Genomic DNA, 18,390 nt, shown 5'->3' with positions numbered 1-18,390 from the left:
GGCCCCCGCCCCGGCCTCCGCCCCTGCCCCCCAGACCGCCCCGCCTCCGCAGACCGCCCCGCCCCAGCGGGCCGCCCCGCCTCCGCGGACGGTCGCCGTCCTCGCCGGCCGTCACAACGCCGGTCTCAGCCTCGGCCGCCTGGGGCGCTGGGCCGAGGCCGGCCAGATCCACCGCGCGGTCGCCGCCGAACGCGCCGGCCTCCTGGGCGCCGACCACCCGGACACCCTCGCCAGTCGCTACGAGGTCGCCTTCACCCTCAGCCGCACCGGCCGCGCCCTCGACGCCCTTCAGGAGTACACCGAGGTCGCCAGGTCCAGAGAGCGGGTGCTCGGCGCGGACCATCCGGACACCCTGGCCACCCGGCAGGAAACGGCCTACGTCCTGGGCCAGTTGGGCCGTCATTTCGACGCCCACCAGGTGTACACCGACGTACTCGCGGCCCGTCGGCGGCTGATGGGCCCGGACCATCCCGACACCCTGCGCTGCCGCCACAACCTCGCCTTCAACCTCAGCAGACTGGGCCGGCTGGAGGACTCGTACCGGATGGCCCACGACGTGGCCGAGGCCCGCGCCCGGGTGCTCGGCCCGCTGCACCCCGACACCCTGGTGACCCGTTACGAAGTCGCCTACGCGCTGGGGCAGTTGGGGCGCTGGGAGGAGGCCCTGCACACCTACCGCGAGGTCGCCGAGGCACGGACCCGGGCCCTCGGGCCCGACCATCCCGACACTCTCGCCGCCCGCTACGAGCTCGGTATCAGCCTGGGGCGCCTCGGCCGCAGCGCGGACGCGCTCATCCTCTACCGCGCCCTGATCGACGACCGCACCCGTGTCCAGGGCCCCGCCCACCCCGAGACCCTGCGGGCCCGCCACGGTCTCGGCGTCAACCTCGGCCGTCTCGGCCGCTGGGAGGAGGCCCTCGCGGAGTCCCGTGACGTCTGCGCGATCCGCGAGCGCGTCCTCGGCCCCGACCACCCCGACACCCTGGTCAGCCGCCGAGAGGTGGCCGTCGGCCTGGGCTGGCTGGGCCGCTGGACGGACGCGCTGACCGAGTACCGGCGGGTGGCGGCGGCCCGCGAGCGCGTCCTCGGCCCCGACCACGCCGACACCCTGGCCAGCCGCAACGACGAGGCCCACTGCCTGGAGCAACTGGGGCGAGGGTCCGAGGCGGTGGAGTTGTACCGGCGTGTGGCGGTACTGCGCCAACAGCGCGCGTCCGGCGGACGGCTCTGAAACGCGCCCCCGAAGGAGCGCGGGAACTGCGCGACCGGCGCCCACCGGCCCGCACACGCAAACCGACCCCCCCTCGCGAAGCGCATCGGCACGCCTCTTACCCAGCTAGATCATCACGTGTTACGAAGAACCATGCCCCCTGCCACCGCAGCGCCCCGGACCTACGACACAGTCATCGTCGGCGGCGGCCACAACGGCCTCGTCGCCGCCGCCTACCTGGCCCGGGCCGGCCGCTCCGTGCTCGTGCTGGAGCGGCTCGGCAACACCGGCGGCGCCGCCGTCTCCACCCGCCCCTTCACCGGCGTCGACGCGAAGCTCTCGCGCTACTCGTACCTGGTCAGCCTGCTGCCCAGGAAGATCGTCCGCGATCTCGGCCTGGACTTCCGGGTCCGCGGCCGCACCGTCTCCTCGTACACGCCCGTGGAACGGGCCGGCCGGCCGACCGGACTGCTCGTCGGCGGCGGCGAGCGGCGGATCCGCGAGGCCTTCGAACGGCTGACCGGAGGCAAGGAGGAGTACCGGGCCTGGCGGCGGTTCTACGGCATGACGGGCCAGGTCGCCGAGCGGGTCTTCCCCACCCTCACCGAACCGCTGCCCACGCGCGACGAACTGCGCCGCCGGATCGACGACGAGGCGGCCTGGCGGACACTGTTCGAGGAGCCCATCGGCGTCGCGATCGAGGAGCACTTCGCCGACGACCTGGTGCGCGGGGTCGTCCTCACGGACGCGCTGATCGGCACCTTCGCCGACGCCCACGACACCTCGCTGCGCCAGAACCGCTGCTTCCTCTACCACGTCATCGGCGGCGGCACCGGCGCCTGGGACGTACCGGTCGGCGGCATGGGCGCCCTCACCGACGCGCTGGCCGCCGCGGCCCGCTCGGCGGGCGCCGTGCTCACCACCGGACACGAGGCGGTACGGATCGAGACCGACGGCCGGGCCGCCGAGGTCACCTACCGCACCGCCGACGGCGAGGGCGTCGTCGGCGCCCGGCACGTGCTGGTCAACGCCTCCCCGCAGGAACTCGCCGGCCTGGTCGGCGACCCGGCGCCGGAGCCCGCCGAGGGCGCCCAGCTCAAGGTCAACATGCTGCTCAAGCGGCTGCCGAGACTGCGCGACACCGCGGTCGACCCGCGCGAGGCGTTCGCCGGCACCTTCCACATCGCCGAGGGCTACGAGCAGCTGGCCACCGCCCACGCCGAGGCGGCGGCCGGCCGGCTCCCGGCCGCCCCGCCCTCGGAGATCTACTGCCACTCCCTGACCGACCCCACGATCCTCGGCCGGGACCTCGTCGAACGCGGCTACCAGACGCTCACCCTGTTCGGCCTGCACACGCCCGCGCGGCTCTTCACCGCCGACAACGACGCCGTACGCGCCGAACTCCTGAAGTCCACCCTCGCCCAGCTCGACGCCCACCTCGCCGAGCCGCTCGCCGACTGCCTCGCCCTCGACGCGGACGGCCGCCCCTGCATCGAGGCGAAGACCCCGCTGGACCTGGAACACGACCTGCGCCTGCCCGGCGGCAACATCTTCCACCGCGACCTGTCCTGGCCCCACGCCCAGGACGGCACGGGCCGTTGGGGCGTCGAGACCCGGCACGCCAACGTACTGCTGTGCGGGGCGGGCGCGGTCCGTGGCGGAGGGGTGAGCGGGGTGCCCGGCCACAACGCGGCGATGGCGGTCCTGGAGCGGACGGACGGCTGACCACGGGGGATCGGCGAGCGGGGCCGGACCGGCACCGGCCGGCGGGCGGGAGCGGCGAGGAAATCTGACGGAGCATCAGAAAACCTCTTCCGTCGGCCGCCCGGCTGCGGCATCCTGCGCCCATGCAGACGGAGCTGAGCAAGACCCTGGGAGTCGAGCACGCCGTCTTCGGGTTCACGCCGTTTCCCGCCGTGGCCGCGGCCATCAGCAGGGCCGGCGGCTTCGGAGTGCTCGGCGCGGTCCGCTACACCGCACCCGACGAACTCAAACGCGACCTCGACTGGATCGAGGAGCACGTCGACGGGAAGCCGTACGGGCTCGACGTCGTGATGCCCGCCAAGAAGGTGGAGGGCGTCACCGAGGCCGATGTCGAGGCGATGATCCCTGAGACGCACCGGCAGTTCGTCCGCGACACCCTCGCCAAGTACGGGGTGCCCGAGCTGGCCGACGGCGAGGCGTCCGGGTGGCGCATCACCGGGTGGATGGAGCAGGTCGCCCGCACCCAGCTCGACGTCGCCTTCGACTACCCGATCCGGCTCCTCGCCAACGCCCTGGGCTCGCCGCCCGCCGACGTCGTCGACCGCGCCCACGACCGGGGCGTCCTGGTCGCCGCGCTCGCGGGCAGCGCCCGGCACGCCGTGAAACACCGGGACGCCGGCATCGACGTCGTCGTGGCCCAGGGCTACGAGGCGGGCGGCCACACCGGGGAGATCGCCACGATGGTGCTCACCCCCGAGGTCGTGGACGCCGTCGCCCCGCTGCCGGTCCTGGCGGCCGGCGGCATCGGCAGCGGCCGGCAGGCGGCGGCCGCGCTCGCCCTCGGCGCCCAGGGCGTGTGGCTGGGCTCCGTGTGGCTGACCGTCACCGAAGCCGACCTCTCCTCGCCCGCCGTGACCCGCAAACTGCTCGCCGCCGGCTCCGGTGACACGGTCCGCTCCCGCGCCCTGACCGGGAAACCGGCCCGCCAGCTGCGCACCGAGTGGACCGACGCCTGGGACGACCCGCAGGGCCCCGGCACCCTCCCGATGCCCCTCCAGGGCCTGCTCGTCGCCGACGCCCTCACCCGCATCCAGAAGTACGAGGTCGAACCCCTGCTCGGCACCCCCGTCGGCCAGATCGTCGGCCGGATGACCGGCGAACGCAGCGTCCAGGCCGTCTTCGACGACCTCACCCGCGGCTTCGAACAGGCCGTCGACCGCATCAACCGCATCGCCGGAAGGAGCGGCACGTGACCAGCACGCCTCCCGCCGGGTTCTGGGCCCAGGCCACCGGCGACCCCGACCGCACCGTGCTCGTCGCACCCGACGGCGAGGAATGGACCGCCGGCCGGCTGCACGCGGCCACCAACCGCCTCGTGCACGGCCTGCGCGCGGCCGGCCTGCGCCGCGGCGACGCCTTCGCGGTGGTCCTGCCCAACGGACCCGAGTTCTTCACCGCCTACCTGGCGGCCACCCAGGCCGGCCTCTACCTCGTCCCCGTCAACCACCACTTCGTGGGCCCGGAGATCGCCTGGATCGTCGCCGACTCCGGGGCGAAGGTGCTGCTCGTCCACGAACGCTTCGCCGGCCCGGCCCGGCACGCCGCCGACGAGGCCGGCCTCCCCGTCACCCACCGGTACGCCGTCGGTGACATCGAGGGCTTCCGCCCCTACGCCGAACTCCTCGACGGACAGCCCGAGTCGGCCCCCTCCGACCGCGAACTCGGCTGGGTCATGAACTACACCTCCGGTACGACGGGACGCCCACGCGGCATCCGGCGCCCGCTGCCCGGCAGACGCCCCGAGGAGGCCTACCTCGGTGGTTTCCTCGGCATCTTCGGCATCCGGCCCTTCGGTGACAACGTCCACCTGGTCTGCTCGCCGCTCTACCACACGGCCGTGCTCCAGTTCGCGGGCGCCTCGCTCCACATAGGGCACCGCCTGGTCATGATGGACAAGTGGACCCCGGAGGAGATGCTCCGCCTGATAGACACCCACAGGTGCACCCACACCCATATGGTCCCGACCCAGTTCCACCGCCTGCTCGCCCTCCCCGAGCAGGTGCGCGCCCGCTACGACGTCTCGTCCATGCGGCACGCCATCCACGGCGCCGCCCCCTGCCCGGAACACGTCAAGCGGGCCATGCTCGACTGGTGGGGCCCCAGCGTGGAGGAGTACTACGCGGCCAGCGAGGGCGGCGGCGCCTTCGCGACCGCCGAGGACTGGCTGAAGAAGCCCGGTACGGTCGGCAAGGCCTGGCCCATCAGTGAACTCGCCGTCTTCGACGACGACGGCAACCGGCTGCCGGCCGGTCAACTCGGCACCGTCTACATGAAGATGAACACCGGCGGCTTCTCCTACCACAAGGACGACGCCAAGACGCGGAAGAACCGCATCGGTGACTTCTTCACCGTGGGCGACCTCGGTTACCTGGACGAGGACGGCTACCTCTTCCTCCGCGACCGCAAGATCGACATGATCATCTCCGGTGGGGTCAACATCTACCCCGCCGAGATCGAGTCCGCCCTGCTCTCCCACCCCGCCGTCGCCGACGCCGCCGCCTTCGGCATCCCGCACGACGACTGGGGGGAGGAGGTCAAGGCCGTCGTCGAACCCGCCCCCGGACACGAGCCGGGCCCGGACCTCGCCGCCGCCCTCCTCACCCACTGCGCCGAACGGCTCGCCGGCTACAAGTGCCCCAAGACCGTCGACTTCATCACCGAGATGCCCCGCGACCCCAACGGCAAGCTGTACAAGCGCAGGTTGCGAGAGCCGTTCTGGAAGGGCCGGACCCGGCCGGTGTGACCAGGGCCGCGGGGGCGGCACACGGGGCGGCTCACGGGTGGAGGCGGGAACGGCCCTGCAGGAAGTCGGCGAGACCGGCCGAGTCGGTACCGACCTTGCGGTAGATACGGGACAGCGTCTGCCGAACGCCCTGCTGGGTGAGATGCAGTTCCTCGGCCACCGCCGCCACCGGCTGCCCCTGGACGGTCAGTTCGGCGGTACGCAGTTCCTGCGGGCTCAGGGTGACGGCCTGGACATAGCGCAGGGGCAGCGGGCGCATTCCGGCTGCCGACAGCTCCTCCCGGGCCCGCCCGGCGAGCACCTCGGCCCCGCAGTGGACGGCTCCTTCCAGCCCCTGGTACAGCCGGTCGGCGGCCTCCTGGAGCCGTCCGGCACGCAACAGCGCGGCGCCGTGGCCGATCTGGGCGCGGGCCAGTTCACAGGCGGCGGGCGACTGCTCCAGGTGGTGCACCGCCTCCGCGTGCACCTGCGCGGCCGTCGGTCCGCCGGTCACCTCGGCGAGGGTGTGCAGGGCCTGCCCGATGGTGGAGGCCGCCCCGAACTCCCGGGCACGGCGCACGGCGTCCTGGGCATGGACGACCGCCTCGTCCGGGGCGATCGGGGCGAGTGCGGAGGCGAGCCGCAACTGCCACGGACACCAGGCCGGATTGCGCCAGCCGCGGCCGTCCAGCCAGTCACCGACCGAGGCCAGCAGCCGCGCCGCCTCGGCGTGCCGCCCTTCGGCGAGGAGCAGTTCGGCGTACACCGTGCGGGGGTCGGGATAGATGACGGCGTTCGGAGCCGTCTCGCCGAAGTGGTGCCGGTCGGCGAGTGCGCGGGCCTCGGCCAGGCGCCCGCGGGCCAGCAGCGTCTGGATCAGGACGCTGACGCCGTACCACTGGGCGGCCACGACACCTTCCACCTTGTCGGCGATGCGCAGACCTTCCCGGACGAGGTCCTCCGCCTCGGCCAGGCAGCCACGGTGGTAGCGGACGTACCCGGCGATGGTCTGGCCGAAGGCCAGGTGGGAGCCGTGCCAGCCCTTGGCGGTGCACTCGGCGATCCCCTGCTCGAAGAGTTCCTCGGCCCGTCGCGGCTGGTCGGCGTACATGAACACCAGAGCGACCGAGAGGGGCACCTCGAAGCCACGGTTCTCGTCGGTCCAGCTCATGCCGCCGTGCAGGGACTTCTCGGCATACGCGAGGGCGGTGTGGCGCGATTCGCCCCGCAGGACGGCGTCCCAGGCCCGCAGCCCCAGGATGTAGCGTTCCTCCAGGCTGCGACCGGGCAACTGCTCGGCGAGACGGGCCAGTCTCCGGGAGCGGGCGGGTGAGTCCGGATCGTCGGCGCGCATCGTGCTCCAGACGAAGTGATCCGCCTGCATGCGCAGTTTGACGCGAGGATGCGTGGCCTGACGCGCCTCCGCGGCGGCGACGGCCACGGCCTCGGCCATCTGATCGGTGTGGGCCAGCGCTGTCGTCAGCCGGTAGACGATGGAGGCGCGCAGTTCGGGGTCGACGTGCGGTTCGGTCAGCGCCTCGCGGAGATACCGCACCGTGGCCGTCGGCTCGATCAGGAAGGTGGCGCACGCGAGTTCGTGCAGGACGGCGGCGCGGTCCTCGGGCAGCGGCGGCTCCTGCAGGGCGCGGGTCAGCAGCCGCCGGGCCGCCTCGGTGGCCCCGGCACGCAGGTACTCGCGAGCCGCCTCGCGCAGACAGCCGACCGTCTCGGGGATGCCCTCACAGGGCACCTCCAGCAGATGCCGGGCGGCGGCGGTGGGCCCGTATCCCGCGGTCAGGAGGGCCTCCGCGGCGGCGTTGTGCAGGCCGGCCCGGAAGCCGGGGCGGATGGACCGGTAGATCGTCGTCGCGATCAGCGGATGAACGAACTCCAGCTCGCCCTCGGGCCCATGGTCCTCGGCGAGGATCCGGGCCGCCCGCAGCTGCCTGGTCGCGTCGGCCGCGGCGTCGTCGCCGAGCACCGCGATGGTCGCGGCGAGCTGCGGTGAGAACGGCGAACCCAGGACGGCTGCGGCGTCCGCGAAGCGGACCGTGGCCGTGTCGAGCCGTTTCAGGCGCTCGATCAGCCCGGGACCCTTGATGGCCGCGGCCAGTTCGCGCATGGCGGGCAGCTCGTGCTGGGCGCCGCTGATCTTCCGTTCGGCGAGTCCGATGGCGAGTTCCACCACCTCGAAGGGGCTTCCGCCGGTGACCGACCAGCACTCCTTGCAGAAGACGTCCTCGGCCTCCGCGCCCACCTCGTTCCTGACGATCTGTGCCACGCCGTCGGCACTGAGCAGGGCCAGGTCATGAGGGCGGTCCCCGTGATGCGTGAGGAGTGCGCGGAGCGCGCCGCCTTCCACCGGCAGTTCGTCGGGCCGGTAGGCGAGCACCATCAGCAGCGGCAGGTCGTCGATCCGGGACGCGAACGAGGAGAGCCAGCTGAGGGATTCGGCGTCCGCCCAGTGCAGGTCGTCCAGGAGCAGGACGACGGGCGCCTTCTTCACCGCGAGCCGTGTCATGACCCAGTCGAGACCGTCACGGACCCCGGTCGGGTCCGGCGCGGGGGCGGCGCCCCGCGCCTCCAGACCGAGGACGGCGGCCATGACGTCGTACCAGCTGCCCAGGAAGGCACGGAGTTCCGCCCCGTCCATGGTGGCCAGCGGCGGCTGCATCAACTGGCGCACCACGCGGAACGCCGAGCCCTGCTCGTTCTCCCCGCCCCTGCCCGACAGCACGGTGAATCCGGTGTCCGCGGCCCGGTCGCGTGCTGCCGCGATGAGCGCGGTCTTGCCCAGTCCGGCCGGTCCGCTGAAGGCGAGCAGCCTCCCGCGCCGCGCTCGCGGTACGCCGTCCGTGGAGCGGCGCAGTTCCTGGAATGCGGCGTCCAGAGCGCGAAGTTCCTGGCGGCGTTCGATCAACGTGGACTGCTCGTTGATCGGTTGCCGCAGCTCCATCGCCATGTGCCGTACCGCTTTCTGTCGTTCGGCCCGGAGGAAGCCGAGCGTACGCCTCGCTGAGGTGCGACAAGACGGTTTGGGCACCATAGAGTGAATCATGAACAGTGGATGGGAAAATGCCCGCGCACCGGGTAGGAGGGCCGAATGGGCTTTTCCCGGCGGTCGTCCCGGGAGTGTCCCGGTAACCCTTATGGCACGGCGGGCACCGACACCACATCCGCGTAGCGTGGTACGGCGCGGGACCAGTCGTAGCACCCGCGCATCCAGCCGATCATGCCCTGTAGACAGCCGAGGCCCGCGGGACTCAATTCCGGTTCCACCTCGGCACGGAGCCTTTCGAACTCCTCGATCGTGCCGTTGATCTCCCGGATGGCCAACAGGACGGCGTCCTGCAGGGAGCATCCGTGCTCGCGCCGGCGGGCCAGTGCCAGGTTGATCATCTCGCCCGCGCGTTGTTCCTTCACCGCCGAGAACAGGTCGGCCGTCCACACCGCCGTGTCGGACGAGAGCCGACCGAGCCGCTGTACGTCGGGACGGTGGGGTTCGGTGACGGTCGGCCCGGGTGACTGAGCGGCCTCGTACAGCGGATAGAAGGGCTCGACACCGGCCGTCAGCGAGCGGATCGAGGTGCAGTTCTCCGTCCTCAGAAGGAAGGGGTGGGCCTGCGCCACCGCTTCGTACAGCAGACCGTGCACGTACTCACGGCTCTTCCAGGCCCATCGCGCCGCCTGCTCGGGTGTGCACCGCTCCCGGACCTGTCGGTGGAGGTCGGCGAGGGCAGCCCCGAGCGGGGTACTGGGCGGCCGGTCGCCCCGCAGGATCTCGACGCTCTCGCACAGCACCGGCAGCAGTCGGCCCGGGGAGCGTCGGCCGACGGCCTCCGCATGGTCGTCGAAGACGAACTGATAGGCGATCTGACAGGCCACGATCCGCAGCAGATCCGCGTCCACGGCGGGGCTGGTCAACGACGCCAGTTCCGTCGGCCTGGTGTGGTGGATCATCGCCGCCACCCCTGGCTCGTCGGTCAGCCCCCACTCGTTCAGCCAGGCGTCCACCCCGGCCGCCGCCTCGGCCTCGTGCGGGTTGCGCCGGAACGGGAAGGGCATGTGGAGGTGGGCGTCGATCAGGTCCCTGAGGTTGGGGACCGGTGTTCCGTCCGGTGCGGCGAGCGCGATTTCCTCATGCGTGGTCGACAACGTGGTCACCTGCCGTTCCTGGTTCCGGTGCGCTGCGAGGGGCTGCCGTCGGGGGCACGGGTGAGCGGGTCTCGCAGACCATGACCAGCGCGCGCGGCCCCATCGTGATGCCGGGGCGCGGCGGCCGTTCGACGTGTCCCGGCAGATGGCGCAGCCGTCGGCGCGCGGCGATGGTCGCGAGCGCCAGCGTGGCCTCGGCCATGGCGAACTCGTCGCCGAGGCATTTGCGGCTGCCCGCCGAGAACGGCATCATCGCGCGGCGCTGTTCCGGGGTGGGCCGCCCCGGCAGCCAGCGGCCGGGGTCGAAGCGCTCGGGGTCGGGGAACGACGCCGGGTCGTGGTGGAGGAGGTAGGGGCTGTACAGCACGGCTGCTCCCGCGGGCAGCCGGCGTCCCGCGAGTTCCGTCTCCTTGGTGGTCACCCGGGTGAAGAGCCAGCCGGGGGACGAGTGGCGCAGCGTCTCGGAGACCACGCAGCGGGTGTGCACGAGGCGCGGCAGGTCGTCGGGACCGGGGAGCCGGCCGTCGGCGAGGACGGAGTCGAGTTCGGCGTGCAGGCGACGCTCCGCGTCCGGATGGCGGGCCAGCAGCGCGAAGGCGGCCGCCAGGGTGAGGGCCAGGGTCTCGGCGCCCGTGAGCAGCAGGGTGATCAGGTGGTCGTGGACCTCCTGGTCGGTGACGGCGGGTGCCGCGCCGGCCCCGCGGGTGGCCGCCAGCAGGGTGCCCAGCACGTCGTCGCGGTCGGTGCCCCGGCGCCGCTCGGCGATCACCGTGTCGATGAGGGCGTGCAGACGGTCCAGCGCGCGCCGGTAGCGGCGGTTGGCCGGGGTCGGGATCCGGAACAGGGCGTCGATCGGCACGACCGTGCGGACGAACAGGCCGCGGACGACGTCCGTGAGGCAGTCCCGCACCGCGGCGGTCCTCGCCGCGTCCAGGGAGTCGGAGAGGAGGACCCGGCTGATCACGCGGGTCGTCAGGGACATCATGGCCTCGGTCACCGCGACCCGTTGCCCCGCCGGCCAGCCGCGGGCCACCGCCTCGGCCTCCACCGTGACCAGGTCCGTGTACGCGGGCACCCGCCCGGGGCGGAAGGCGGGCTGCAGCAGGCGGCGCTTCTCCCGGTGGTCCGGCTGGCGGCAGGTGACGAGGCCGTCCCCCATCAGTCTCCCGAGCCTGTCGTACAGCGGGCCCCCCTTGTCGAAGGTGTGCGGATCCATGAGCACCTCGTGGGCCAGCTCGGGACGGCACACCATCCAGGCGCGCTGGGGGCCCAGTCGTATCTCGACCAGATCCCCGTACGCGGGCAAAGAATTCAGAAACGCCAGCGGTCGCCGGTAGAAGGCGATACCGTGGCCGAAGAGCGGGAATATGCCGGGAGCAGTACCTGTCGTCCATGTTCGTTTTTGTTCAGGCGCAGCGCGGTTCATGAAAACCTCCTGCCCGACTGGACATGCGAAATGAGCGTATCCGCTGTGGACTTGATGTCCGAGACAAGTCCTGCCCAGTTGAGCTGTTGCCGGTTTCCGGAAACCTTTCTTCAAAGGGGCGCACGGAAGCACGCAGAAGCAAAACATCCTTTGTGAAGCGGATTTTGGCGCATTCCGTATGCACCCGTGGTCGCGCCCGTCACACGGGTGTGGTCCCGCCCCATGAGGAACGGGACCACACATCCTCAGCGCTGGTGCACGCGGACCGATCGCAGCACCGGTGACGACAGGATGTCCTTCTCACAGAACCGCGCGGTCACCCATCTCTCGGCCGAGAACAACCGGGTCTGGTCGCTGTGGTGCGGCGAGTCGGGGTTCGAGGACTGTGAATACGTCAGCAGGGTGCGGGCCACCGGGCAGCCGCTGCCGTCCCAGCCGACCGCCTCGATGTGGCTCGACCCGGTGGTCACCTCCGTGTAGCCGCCCTGGGCCGGGCTCCAGACCGCCTCCACCTTGTTCCAGACCCCCAGCCGCTCCGTGCCGCCCGGCACGGCGATGTGGCGGCCGCCGCGGACCACGAACTGGTGCTGCCCGAGCGGGGCGTCAAGAGCGATCCCGGCCGCGCGCAGTTCGCCGACGGCGTCGGCCAGGGCCGTCGCGAAGCCCGGGTTCGCGGTGTCGAGCGTGTTCGGCGTGCGCACCGGATCGGCCGCCGAGAACGGCACCTTCCAGAGCTGGGCCGGCGCCACCGAGGAGGTCAGCTTCCGCCAGAAACGGTCGAAGAGCAGGGCGCCCCTGCTGTCCGTGTTCATCGTCCGGTCCCAGGACGCCAGCACCGGACAGGCGGCGGAGACGTCGACGGAGCTGCCGTCGGAGCCCTTCGCGCTGCCGCCGGGCAGGGCGGCACACGCCTTCGCCGTGTCGGCCGCCGCCAGGTCGCCCGCGGGCGCCCGGTTCGTGAACTCCTGGGCCTGGAGGTCCCGCACGGTCAGCCCGCCCCGCTTCGCCATCGCGGACACGTCCTCGAGCGCGCCCCGGGTCCGCATCGAACGCGGCGTCCCGATGGCGCCGAAGATCCGCTCGTACCCGGTGAGCGGCCGGTCGGCGTTGGCCAGCCAGGCGCTGTCGTTGGAGTTCTCCGCGTACGGCGCGTCCTTCAGGACGGGCATCCGGGACGGCCCGAAGATCCCGGGCTGGACGGCGTCCGGATCGCTGCCCGGCGTGCAGGCGCTCCGCGAGCCGTCGAGGACCGCGAGCCCCGCCTGCGGGTAGGTGAGTCCCCCGAGGTCGGTGGAGCAGTCCGCGGCCAGCGCGTCGGTGATCCGGGGCAGCACCTGCGACTGCGTGTACAGCGTGTGTCCGGAGGAGTCCGCGGCGACCGTGTTCACCCACGGAAGACCCTGGTGCCGGTCGAGGGAGTCGGCGATGCCCGCCGTGGAACGGGCCTTGGCGAAGCCGAGCGAGGTGTCGGCGAACCGGAAGTTGGCGGCGTTGGGGTCGTTGAACGCGTACGCCGTCGTCGCCGTCCAGGGCAGCGCCGGCTGGCCGTCGGGATCGGCGACGACCGGGCCGTACCGCGTCCACCACTGGGTGCGGGTGACCGGCGCGCCGCCCTCGACCTGGACGGTCACGGTCCGTTTCGACATGTGCTCCGGCTTGCCGTCGACCAGGTAGACGGTGGGGTCGGACGGGGCGAGGGTGAGCCGGGTCAGGTTGAAGGGGACGCCCGTCGCGACGGTGTGGCTCCACGCCACATGTGCGTTGTAGCCGATGGATATCGTCGGCGAGCCCAGCAACGAGGCGCCCGCGACGTCGAGTTCGCCGGGAATGGTCTGCTGCGACTGCCAGAACCGGCGTCCGCCCTGCCAGGGGTAGTGCGGGTTGCCCAGCAGCAGACCCCGGCCGTTCGCCGTGGTCGCGCCGCTGAAGGCGACCGCGTTCGACCCCATGTCGGAGTCGGCGGCGGTCCGCGCCCGCACGGCCTTGATCAGGGCCGCGGCGTCGACGTCCCGGGTGGCCCCGGTGGCCCCGGTGGCGCCGGTGGGCGGCTGCGCCGCGGTGATCTCGTCCACGGCACCGCCCTGGCCGCCCAGCACCGACAGGGCGTAGAAGCGGGTGGCCACGTCCAGGGTGCTGATCGGCCGCACCCAGGCCGCGCCCCGGCAGGTGGGGTCGGTGATCCGGTGCCGCGCCAGCCAGGCGTCGTACCCGGCGGCGAAGCCCCGCATCAGGTCCCGCACCTGCCGGCTCGGACCCAGCGGTGCCGGTTCGGCGAGCAGCTTCGCCACCGTCCCGGCCCGCCGTACGCCCCGGAAGTACAGGTCGCTGGAGAGGTTGGTGGCGGCCGACGACAGCGACAGGTCGGTCCCGGCGTCGGCGCCGAAATAGCGCGAACGGTCGCCGCGCAGCGTGACGAAGCCGTCGGCGAGCGTGCAGACCTGGTCGGCGGCCTGGGCCCAGCCGGTGCCGAAGCCCAGGTCGGCGTAGTCCTTGGCGAGGATGTGCGGAACGCCGTACTCGGTGTAGCGGATGACGGCGGACAGACCGCCGTGCGAGGGACGGTCCTGGCGGACCGGCCGTTCGGCCGCGGCGGCCGGTAACGCGGCCGATGCGGTGAGCAGTGCGACGGCTGCGACGAGCAGTCGTCTCAGACGGGTGGTGCGCATCTGTGCCTCCCAACGTCGTTGCGTGAAGGAGCGGTTGAGGAACGCTGTGCGTGTGCGCTTCGATGGTGCTTGACCTGCCCGTGCGACGGACAGAGGATCATGAGCCATGACGCAGGGACAGGGCAGCACGGTTGACGGGGTGCTGCGACGCAGTGCCCGACGCACCCCCGCACGGGTGGCGGTGGAGTACGGCGAACGGCGCTGGACGTACCAGGAACTCGACGACGCCGTCTCACGCGCGGCGAGCGTCCTGCTCGGCCAGGGCCTCGACCGCGGCGACCGGGTCGCGGCCTACGGGCACAACTCCGACGCCTACCTGATCGCCTTCCTCGCCTGCGCCCGCGCCGGTCTGGTGCACGTGCCGGTGAACCAGAACCTGACCGGCGACGACCTCGCGTACATCGTCGAGCAGTCGGGCAGCTCGCTGGTGCTGGCCGACCCCGACCTCGCCGGACGACTCCCGGACACGGTACGGGTGTTGCCGCTGCGGGACGCCGAGGACTCGCTGCCCGTCCTGCTGGCGCGGGCGGCGCCGTACGACGGTCCGGAGCCGCGCGCCGAGGACCTGGTGCAGCTGCTGTACACCTCGGGGACCACGGCGCTGCCCAAGGGGGCGATGATGAGCCACCGGGCGCTGGTGCACGAGTACCTGAGCGCGATCGCCGCCCTCGACCTGAGCGCCGGGGACCGGCCCGCGCACGCCCTGCCGCTCTACCACTCCGCCCAGCTGCACGTCTTCCTGCTGCCCTACCTGGCGGTCGGCGCGACCAACGTCATCCTGGCCGCCCCGGACGGCGACACCCTGTTCGACCTGATCGAAGCCGGGCGCGTGGACAGCCTGTTCGCACCGCCCACCGTGTGGATCGGCCTGGCCAACCGGCCCGACTTCGCCACCCGCGACCTCGGCGGACTGCGCAAGGCCTACTACGGGGCGTCGGTCATGCCGGTGCCCGTCCTCGAACGGCTGCGGGAACGGCTCCCGAAACTGGCCCTGTTCAACTGCTTCGGGCAGAGCGAGATCGGACCGCTGGCCACCGTGCTCGCCCCCGAGGAGCACAAGGGGCGGCTGGACTCCTGCGGCCGCACCGTGCTGTTCGTGGAGGCCCGCGTGGTCGACGAGGACGGCCGGGACGTTCCCGACGGCACACCCGGTGAGATCGTGTACCGCTCGCCGCAGCTGTGCGACGGCTACTGGCGGAAACCCGAGGAGACCGAGGAGGCCTTCCGGGACGGCTGGTTCCACTCCGGCGACCTCGCGGTCCGCGACTCCGACGGCTACTTCACGATCGTCGACCGGGTCAAGGACGTCATCAACTCCGGTGGCGTACTGGTCGCCTCACGACAGGTCGAGGACGCCCTCTACACCCACGAGGCGGTCGCCGAGGCCGCCGTCATCGGCCTGCCCGACGAGCGGTGGGTCGAGGCGGTCACGGCGGTGGTCGTGCCGCGCGGCGAGATCGACGAGGCCGCCCTGATCGCCCACGTGAAGGAGCGGTTGCCCGCCTTCAAGGCACCGAAGCGGATCCTGTTCGTGACCGAGCTGCCCCGCAACGCCAGCGGCAAGATCCTGAAGCGAGAGCTGCGCGACCGGTTCGGCCCCGCGTCCTGAGGACCCGGCTCTGGCCGGGGGACTGTGGCCGTACCACGACCTGTCCGGCGTCCGTGCCCTGGCGCCTGCGCCGTCCGCGGCGCCCCGTTCGTCCCTTGGGATGACGGCCGTGCCGAACGGGCACCGGTACGCGGCCCGGAGGAGCGCGGCTTCGTAGCGTGAAGGTCATGTCGACCCTGTGGGAACTCATGCACGACTGCATCCCCGACGATCACGCCCGGCAGGTGACCTCCCGCTACTACCTCGACGAGGCCATGAGGGGCCCGCGGGCACCGGACCGGGTGGTCGACCTCGGCTGCGGACGCGGCGCCTCGGCCGCACTCTTCCGCAGCCACGACCCCCGGGTCCGGTGGGTGGGACTGGACATCCGCGACTCCCCGGAGGCCGCACAGCGCACGCCCGGCGGCGACGCGGTGGTCTACTTCGACGGCGTCAACATGCCGTTCCGCTCGGACGCCGTGCCGCTCGTGTACTCGCACCAGGTCTTCGAGCACGTCGCCCGGCCCAGGGAGCTGCTCGCGGAGGTGGGCAGGGTGCTGCGGCCGGGAGGGCTGCTCATCGGCAGCACCTCCCAGTTCGAGCCGTACCACTCCTTCAGCCTGTGGAACTACACGCCGTACGGGTTCCGGGTGCTGGTCGAGGAGGCCGGACTCACCCTGGAGGAGATCCGGCCCTCGCTCGACGGCGTGACCCTGATCATGCGCAGCTACCACGACAGCCGGAAACGGGAGTACGGCCGGTTCTGGCAGCGGGAGTCGCCGCTCAACACGGAGATCGACGCCTGGGCCCGCACCGGCGACCGGCGGACGGCCCTGGTGAACCTGCGCAAGCTCATGTTCTGCGGCCAGTTCGCGTTCCGGGTGACCAAGCCCGCGACGCCCCCCTGAGACCTCAGCCCTGCGGCCCGAACGCCTTCAGGAAGCGGTCCCGGAACTGGTCCATGGCCCACTCCGGGGCGTTGTCCGCGGGCTTCAGCCCGTCCGTCCAGCCCCACCCGGAGACCCGCTTCAGGACCTTCGGGTCGCGGGCGACGATGGTGACGGGCACGTCCTTGTTGGCGGTGCCGCCGGTGACCGTCGGGACGGGCTGGTGGTCGCCGAGGAACACCAGGACGGTGTTGTCGTCGCCGTACCGCTGCATCCACTGGGTCAGGCTGTCCAGGGAGTACTGGATCGCCTTGCGGTACTCGGTCCGCACCCGCTGCGCGCTCTTCCAGACCTCCGTGGGGTTGGTGCCCTCCTTCTTGATCTTGTAGAAGATCCTGCCGTTGCCGAGGTCCCTCCAGTCGATGATGTGCGCGATGGGCGACCAGGGGTTGTGGCTGGAGGCCAGGATGATCTCCGCCATGATCGGGTCGCGGTTCTTCTTCCCGTGCTCCAGCTTCTGGAAGGCCTCCAGGCTGAACTGGTCCGGCACCGGCGTCCAGCTGAAGTACGGGCCCTCGTACCCGAGGTGCGTGGAGTCGTAGATGTGGTCGAGGCCGAAGTACTTGCCCTCGGGCCAGGCCTTGCGCACGCCCGGCACGATACCGACGGTGCGCCAGGCACCGGTCTTCTGGAAGTACTTGGTGAGGGTCGCGTGGTCACCGGTGGTCAGGGTCCGGTACCGCTGCTGGTTCTTGATCCACAGGCCGGACAGGAACGTCGAGTGGGCGAGCCAGCTGCCGGCGCCCGTGACGGGCGACCTGAGCCAGCCGCTCTGCGCGGCGAAACCGGCCGACTTGAGCCGGGCGTTCCCCGCCGTGAGCGTCGCGTCGATCTCCGGCCCCATCTTCGGATCGTCGATCGCCACCCGGCCGTAGCTCTCGATGAAGGTGAACAGCACGTCCTTGCCGCGCAGGCCGGTCAGCAGCTGGTTCGGCGGGGTGTCGGCGTAGGCGTCGACGGCGAGCTGCTTCTTGAAGACGTCGGCGTCCCCCAGCCCGTCGCGGACGTACTGCACACGGTTGGCGAGGAACTGGCTGTAGCCCTTCGTGGCGACCGGGACACCGGCGAACTGCACGCCCAGCGTGAAGCAGGTGATCCACACGACGCCGAGGACGAGCGTGGTGCGCACCGCCACGGCGCGGTGCCCGGCCATCATGTCCGCCAGCCGCACCATCGCGAGCGCGCTGAGCACGAGTACGGCGATGAGCAGCACGATCACGCCGATCACGGCGAGGATCTCGCCCGTGTGGCCGAACGAGTCCTTCACCCAGTCCGCCGCGTCGGTCAGGAGCACCCAGTCGAAGACCAGGTCGAAGGGCCGCGCCAGGGTCTGGTAGAAGCCCATGTCGAGGCACTTGAGAACGGTGGACAGGCCGATCAGCGCGCCCGTGACGACGGCCGCGATCCGCCGTGCCCGCGACGGCAGCGCCAGCAGGAGGATCGCGAGGAAGAGCGCTTCGACGGGGAGGCGGAAGAAGCCCTGGAGGGTGAACCGGTCGAGCCGGTCGGGCACGAGGATCGCGACGAGCACGAACACGCCGGCCAGCACGTTCGCACCCACCCGCACGACAGCCGCGGCGCGCGGGTTCAGACGCCGCCGGAACCAGCGGGTCGGCGCGTCGGCACCCTGGGCGGGTGCTCCGGCCGCGTCCCCGGCAGGGGCTGGGGCGGTGTCGGAGCCGGCCGCCTCGGGGGCGGGTTCCGCCGGTGTGGGTGATGCCTCCTCCGCCCGGTCCGGGACCGGCGCGTCCGCGTCCGTGTCCAGTTGCTGGCGAGGGGGCGTGAGGTGCGACACCCGTACGTCCTTCCGTGCTGAGCCCGGTGATGGCACGGCGGCCCGGGATCCGCAGGTCACGACCGCCAACCTCGCGTACGGTCGCACGTAACCTGACGTTCAACCGCCCGGGTCAAC

The 18,390-nt window shown here is 72.0% G+C and carries 11 protein-coding genes; 6 read left to right on the top strand and 5 right to left on the bottom strand.

What is annotated here, in order from left to right; all coding sequences use genetic code 11:
- From MB828_RS39285 to MB828_RS39270, 4 genes are all read left to right on the top strand, one after another.
- On the top strand, positions 1 to 1,231 hold a 1,231-nt coding region (locus MB828_RS39285; RefSeq protein ID WP_301652336.1), incomplete at its 5' end, for a tetratricopeptide repeat protein.
- Between the two features lie 132 nt (positions 1,232 to 1,363).
- The gene (locus tag MB828_RS39280; RefSeq protein WP_301652335.1) at positions 1,364 to 2,935 is read left to right on the top strand and encodes a phytoene desaturase family protein; all 1,572 of its coding nucleotides are present in this window, start codon (positions 1,364 to 1,366) and stop codon (positions 2,933 to 2,935) included.
- Between the two features lie 122 nt (positions 2,936 to 3,057).
- On the top strand, positions 3,058 to 4,167 hold the full coding sequence (locus tag MB828_RS39275) for a nitronate monooxygenase (protein ID WP_133025146.1): 1,110 nt from the start codon (positions 3,058 to 3,060) through the stop codon (positions 4,165 to 4,167).
- On the top strand, positions 4,164 to 5,717 hold the full coding sequence (locus MB828_RS39270) for an acyl-CoA synthetase (RefSeq protein WP_301652334.1): 1,554 nt from the start codon (positions 4,164 to 4,166) through the stop codon (positions 5,715 to 5,717). Before MB828_RS39275 ends, MB828_RS39270 begins: the two co-directional genes overlap by 4 nt.
- Positions 5,718 to 5,748: 31 nt before the next feature.
- Here MB828_RS39270 and MB828_RS39265 read toward each other — a convergent pair whose 3' ends face one another.
- The 4 genes from MB828_RS39265 to MB828_RS39250 all read right to left on the bottom strand — a co-directional run bounded on the left by MB828_RS39265 (position 5,749) and on the right by MB828_RS39250 (position 13,943).
- Entirely contained in the window at positions 5,749 to 8,658 is a 2,910-nt protein-coding gene (locus MB828_RS39265) for an ATP-binding protein (protein WP_301652333.1), read from the bottom strand.
- 185 nt (positions 8,659 to 8,843) lie between these two features.
- Complete coding sequence (locus tag MB828_RS39260; protein ID WP_301652332.1) at positions 8,844 to 9,860, bottom strand: terpene synthase family protein; 1,017 nt, start codon at positions 9,858 to 9,860, stop codon at positions 8,844 to 8,846.
- Positions 9,835 to 11,277 carry a cytochrome P450 gene (locus MB828_RS39255; protein ID WP_301652331.1) on the bottom strand — a complete coding sequence of 481 codons (1,443 nt, stop codon included), beginning with the start codon at positions 11,275 to 11,277 and terminating at the stop codon, positions 9,835 to 9,837. The genes MB828_RS39260 and MB828_RS39255 overlap by 26 nt, the downstream gene beginning before the upstream one ends.
- Positions 11,278 to 11,522: 245 nt before the next feature.
- Complete coding sequence (locus MB828_RS39250) at positions 11,523 to 13,943, bottom strand: penicillin acylase family protein (RefSeq protein ID WP_301652330.1); 2,421 nt, start codon at positions 13,941 to 13,943, stop codon at positions 11,523 to 11,525.
- 106 nt (positions 13,944 to 14,049) lie between these two features.
- On the opposite strand from MB828_RS39250, the gene MB828_RS39245 reads away from it, so the two are divergent.
- Both MB828_RS39245 and MB828_RS39240 read left to right on the top strand, forming a co-directional pair.
- Positions 14,050 to 15,552: an acyl-CoA synthetase gene (locus MB828_RS39245; RefSeq protein ID WP_301652329.1), complete on the top strand. Its 1,503-nt coding sequence runs from the start codon at positions 14,050 to 14,052 to the stop codon at positions 15,550 to 15,552.
- A 167-nt stretch (positions 15,553 to 15,719) separates the two neighbouring features.
- Positions 15,720 to 16,439, top strand: coding sequence for a class I SAM-dependent methyltransferase (locus tag MB828_RS39240; RefSeq protein WP_301652328.1), 720 nt, complete (start codon positions 15,720 to 15,722; stop codon positions 16,437 to 16,439).
- A 4-nt stretch (positions 16,440 to 16,443) separates the two neighbouring features.
- Here MB828_RS39240 and MB828_RS39235 read toward each other — a convergent pair whose 3' ends face one another.
- Complete coding sequence (locus tag MB828_RS39235; RefSeq protein WP_301652327.1) at positions 16,444 to 18,273, bottom strand: sulfatase; 1,830 nt, start codon at positions 18,271 to 18,273, stop codon at positions 16,444 to 16,446.
- Between the last annotated feature and the right edge of the window lie 117 nt (positions 18,274 to 18,390).

It is taken from the genome of Streptomyces arenae (genome assembly GCF_022343545.1).
Taxonomy (GTDB): Bacteria; Actinomycetota; Actinomycetes; order Streptomycetales; family Streptomycetaceae; genus Streptomyces; species Streptomyces humi.
The sequence above is the reverse complement of the archived record's forward strand: the minus strand, read 5'-3'. Positions and strand labels throughout refer to the sequence as shown.

Coding starts and splice junctions, on each gene's coding strand:
- MB828_RS39280 (WP_301652335.1), top strand. CDS start 1,364: ATGCCCCCTGCCACCGCAGCGCCCCGGACCTACGACACAGTCATCGTC.
- MB828_RS39275 (WP_133025146.1), top strand. CDS start 3,058: ATGCAGACGGAGCTGAGCAAGACCCTGGGAGTCGAGCACGCCGTCTTC.
- MB828_RS39265 (WP_301652333.1), bottom strand. CDS start 8,658: ATGGCGATGGAGCTGCGGCAACCGATCAACGAGCAGTCCACGTTGATC.
- MB828_RS39255 (WP_301652331.1), bottom strand. CDS start 11,277: ATGAACCGCGCTGCGCCTGAACAAAAACGAACATGGACGACAGGTACT.
- MB828_RS39250 (WP_301652330.1), bottom strand. CDS start 13,943: ATGCGCACCACCCGTCTGAGACGACTGCTCGTCGCAGCCGTCGCACTG.
- MB828_RS39245 (WP_301652329.1), top strand. CDS start 14,050: ATGACGCAGGGACAGGGCAGCACGGTTGACGGGGTGCTGCGACGCAGT.
- MB828_RS39240 (WP_301652328.1), top strand. CDS start 15,720: ATGTCGACCCTGTGGGAACTCATGCACGACTGCATCCCCGACGATCAC.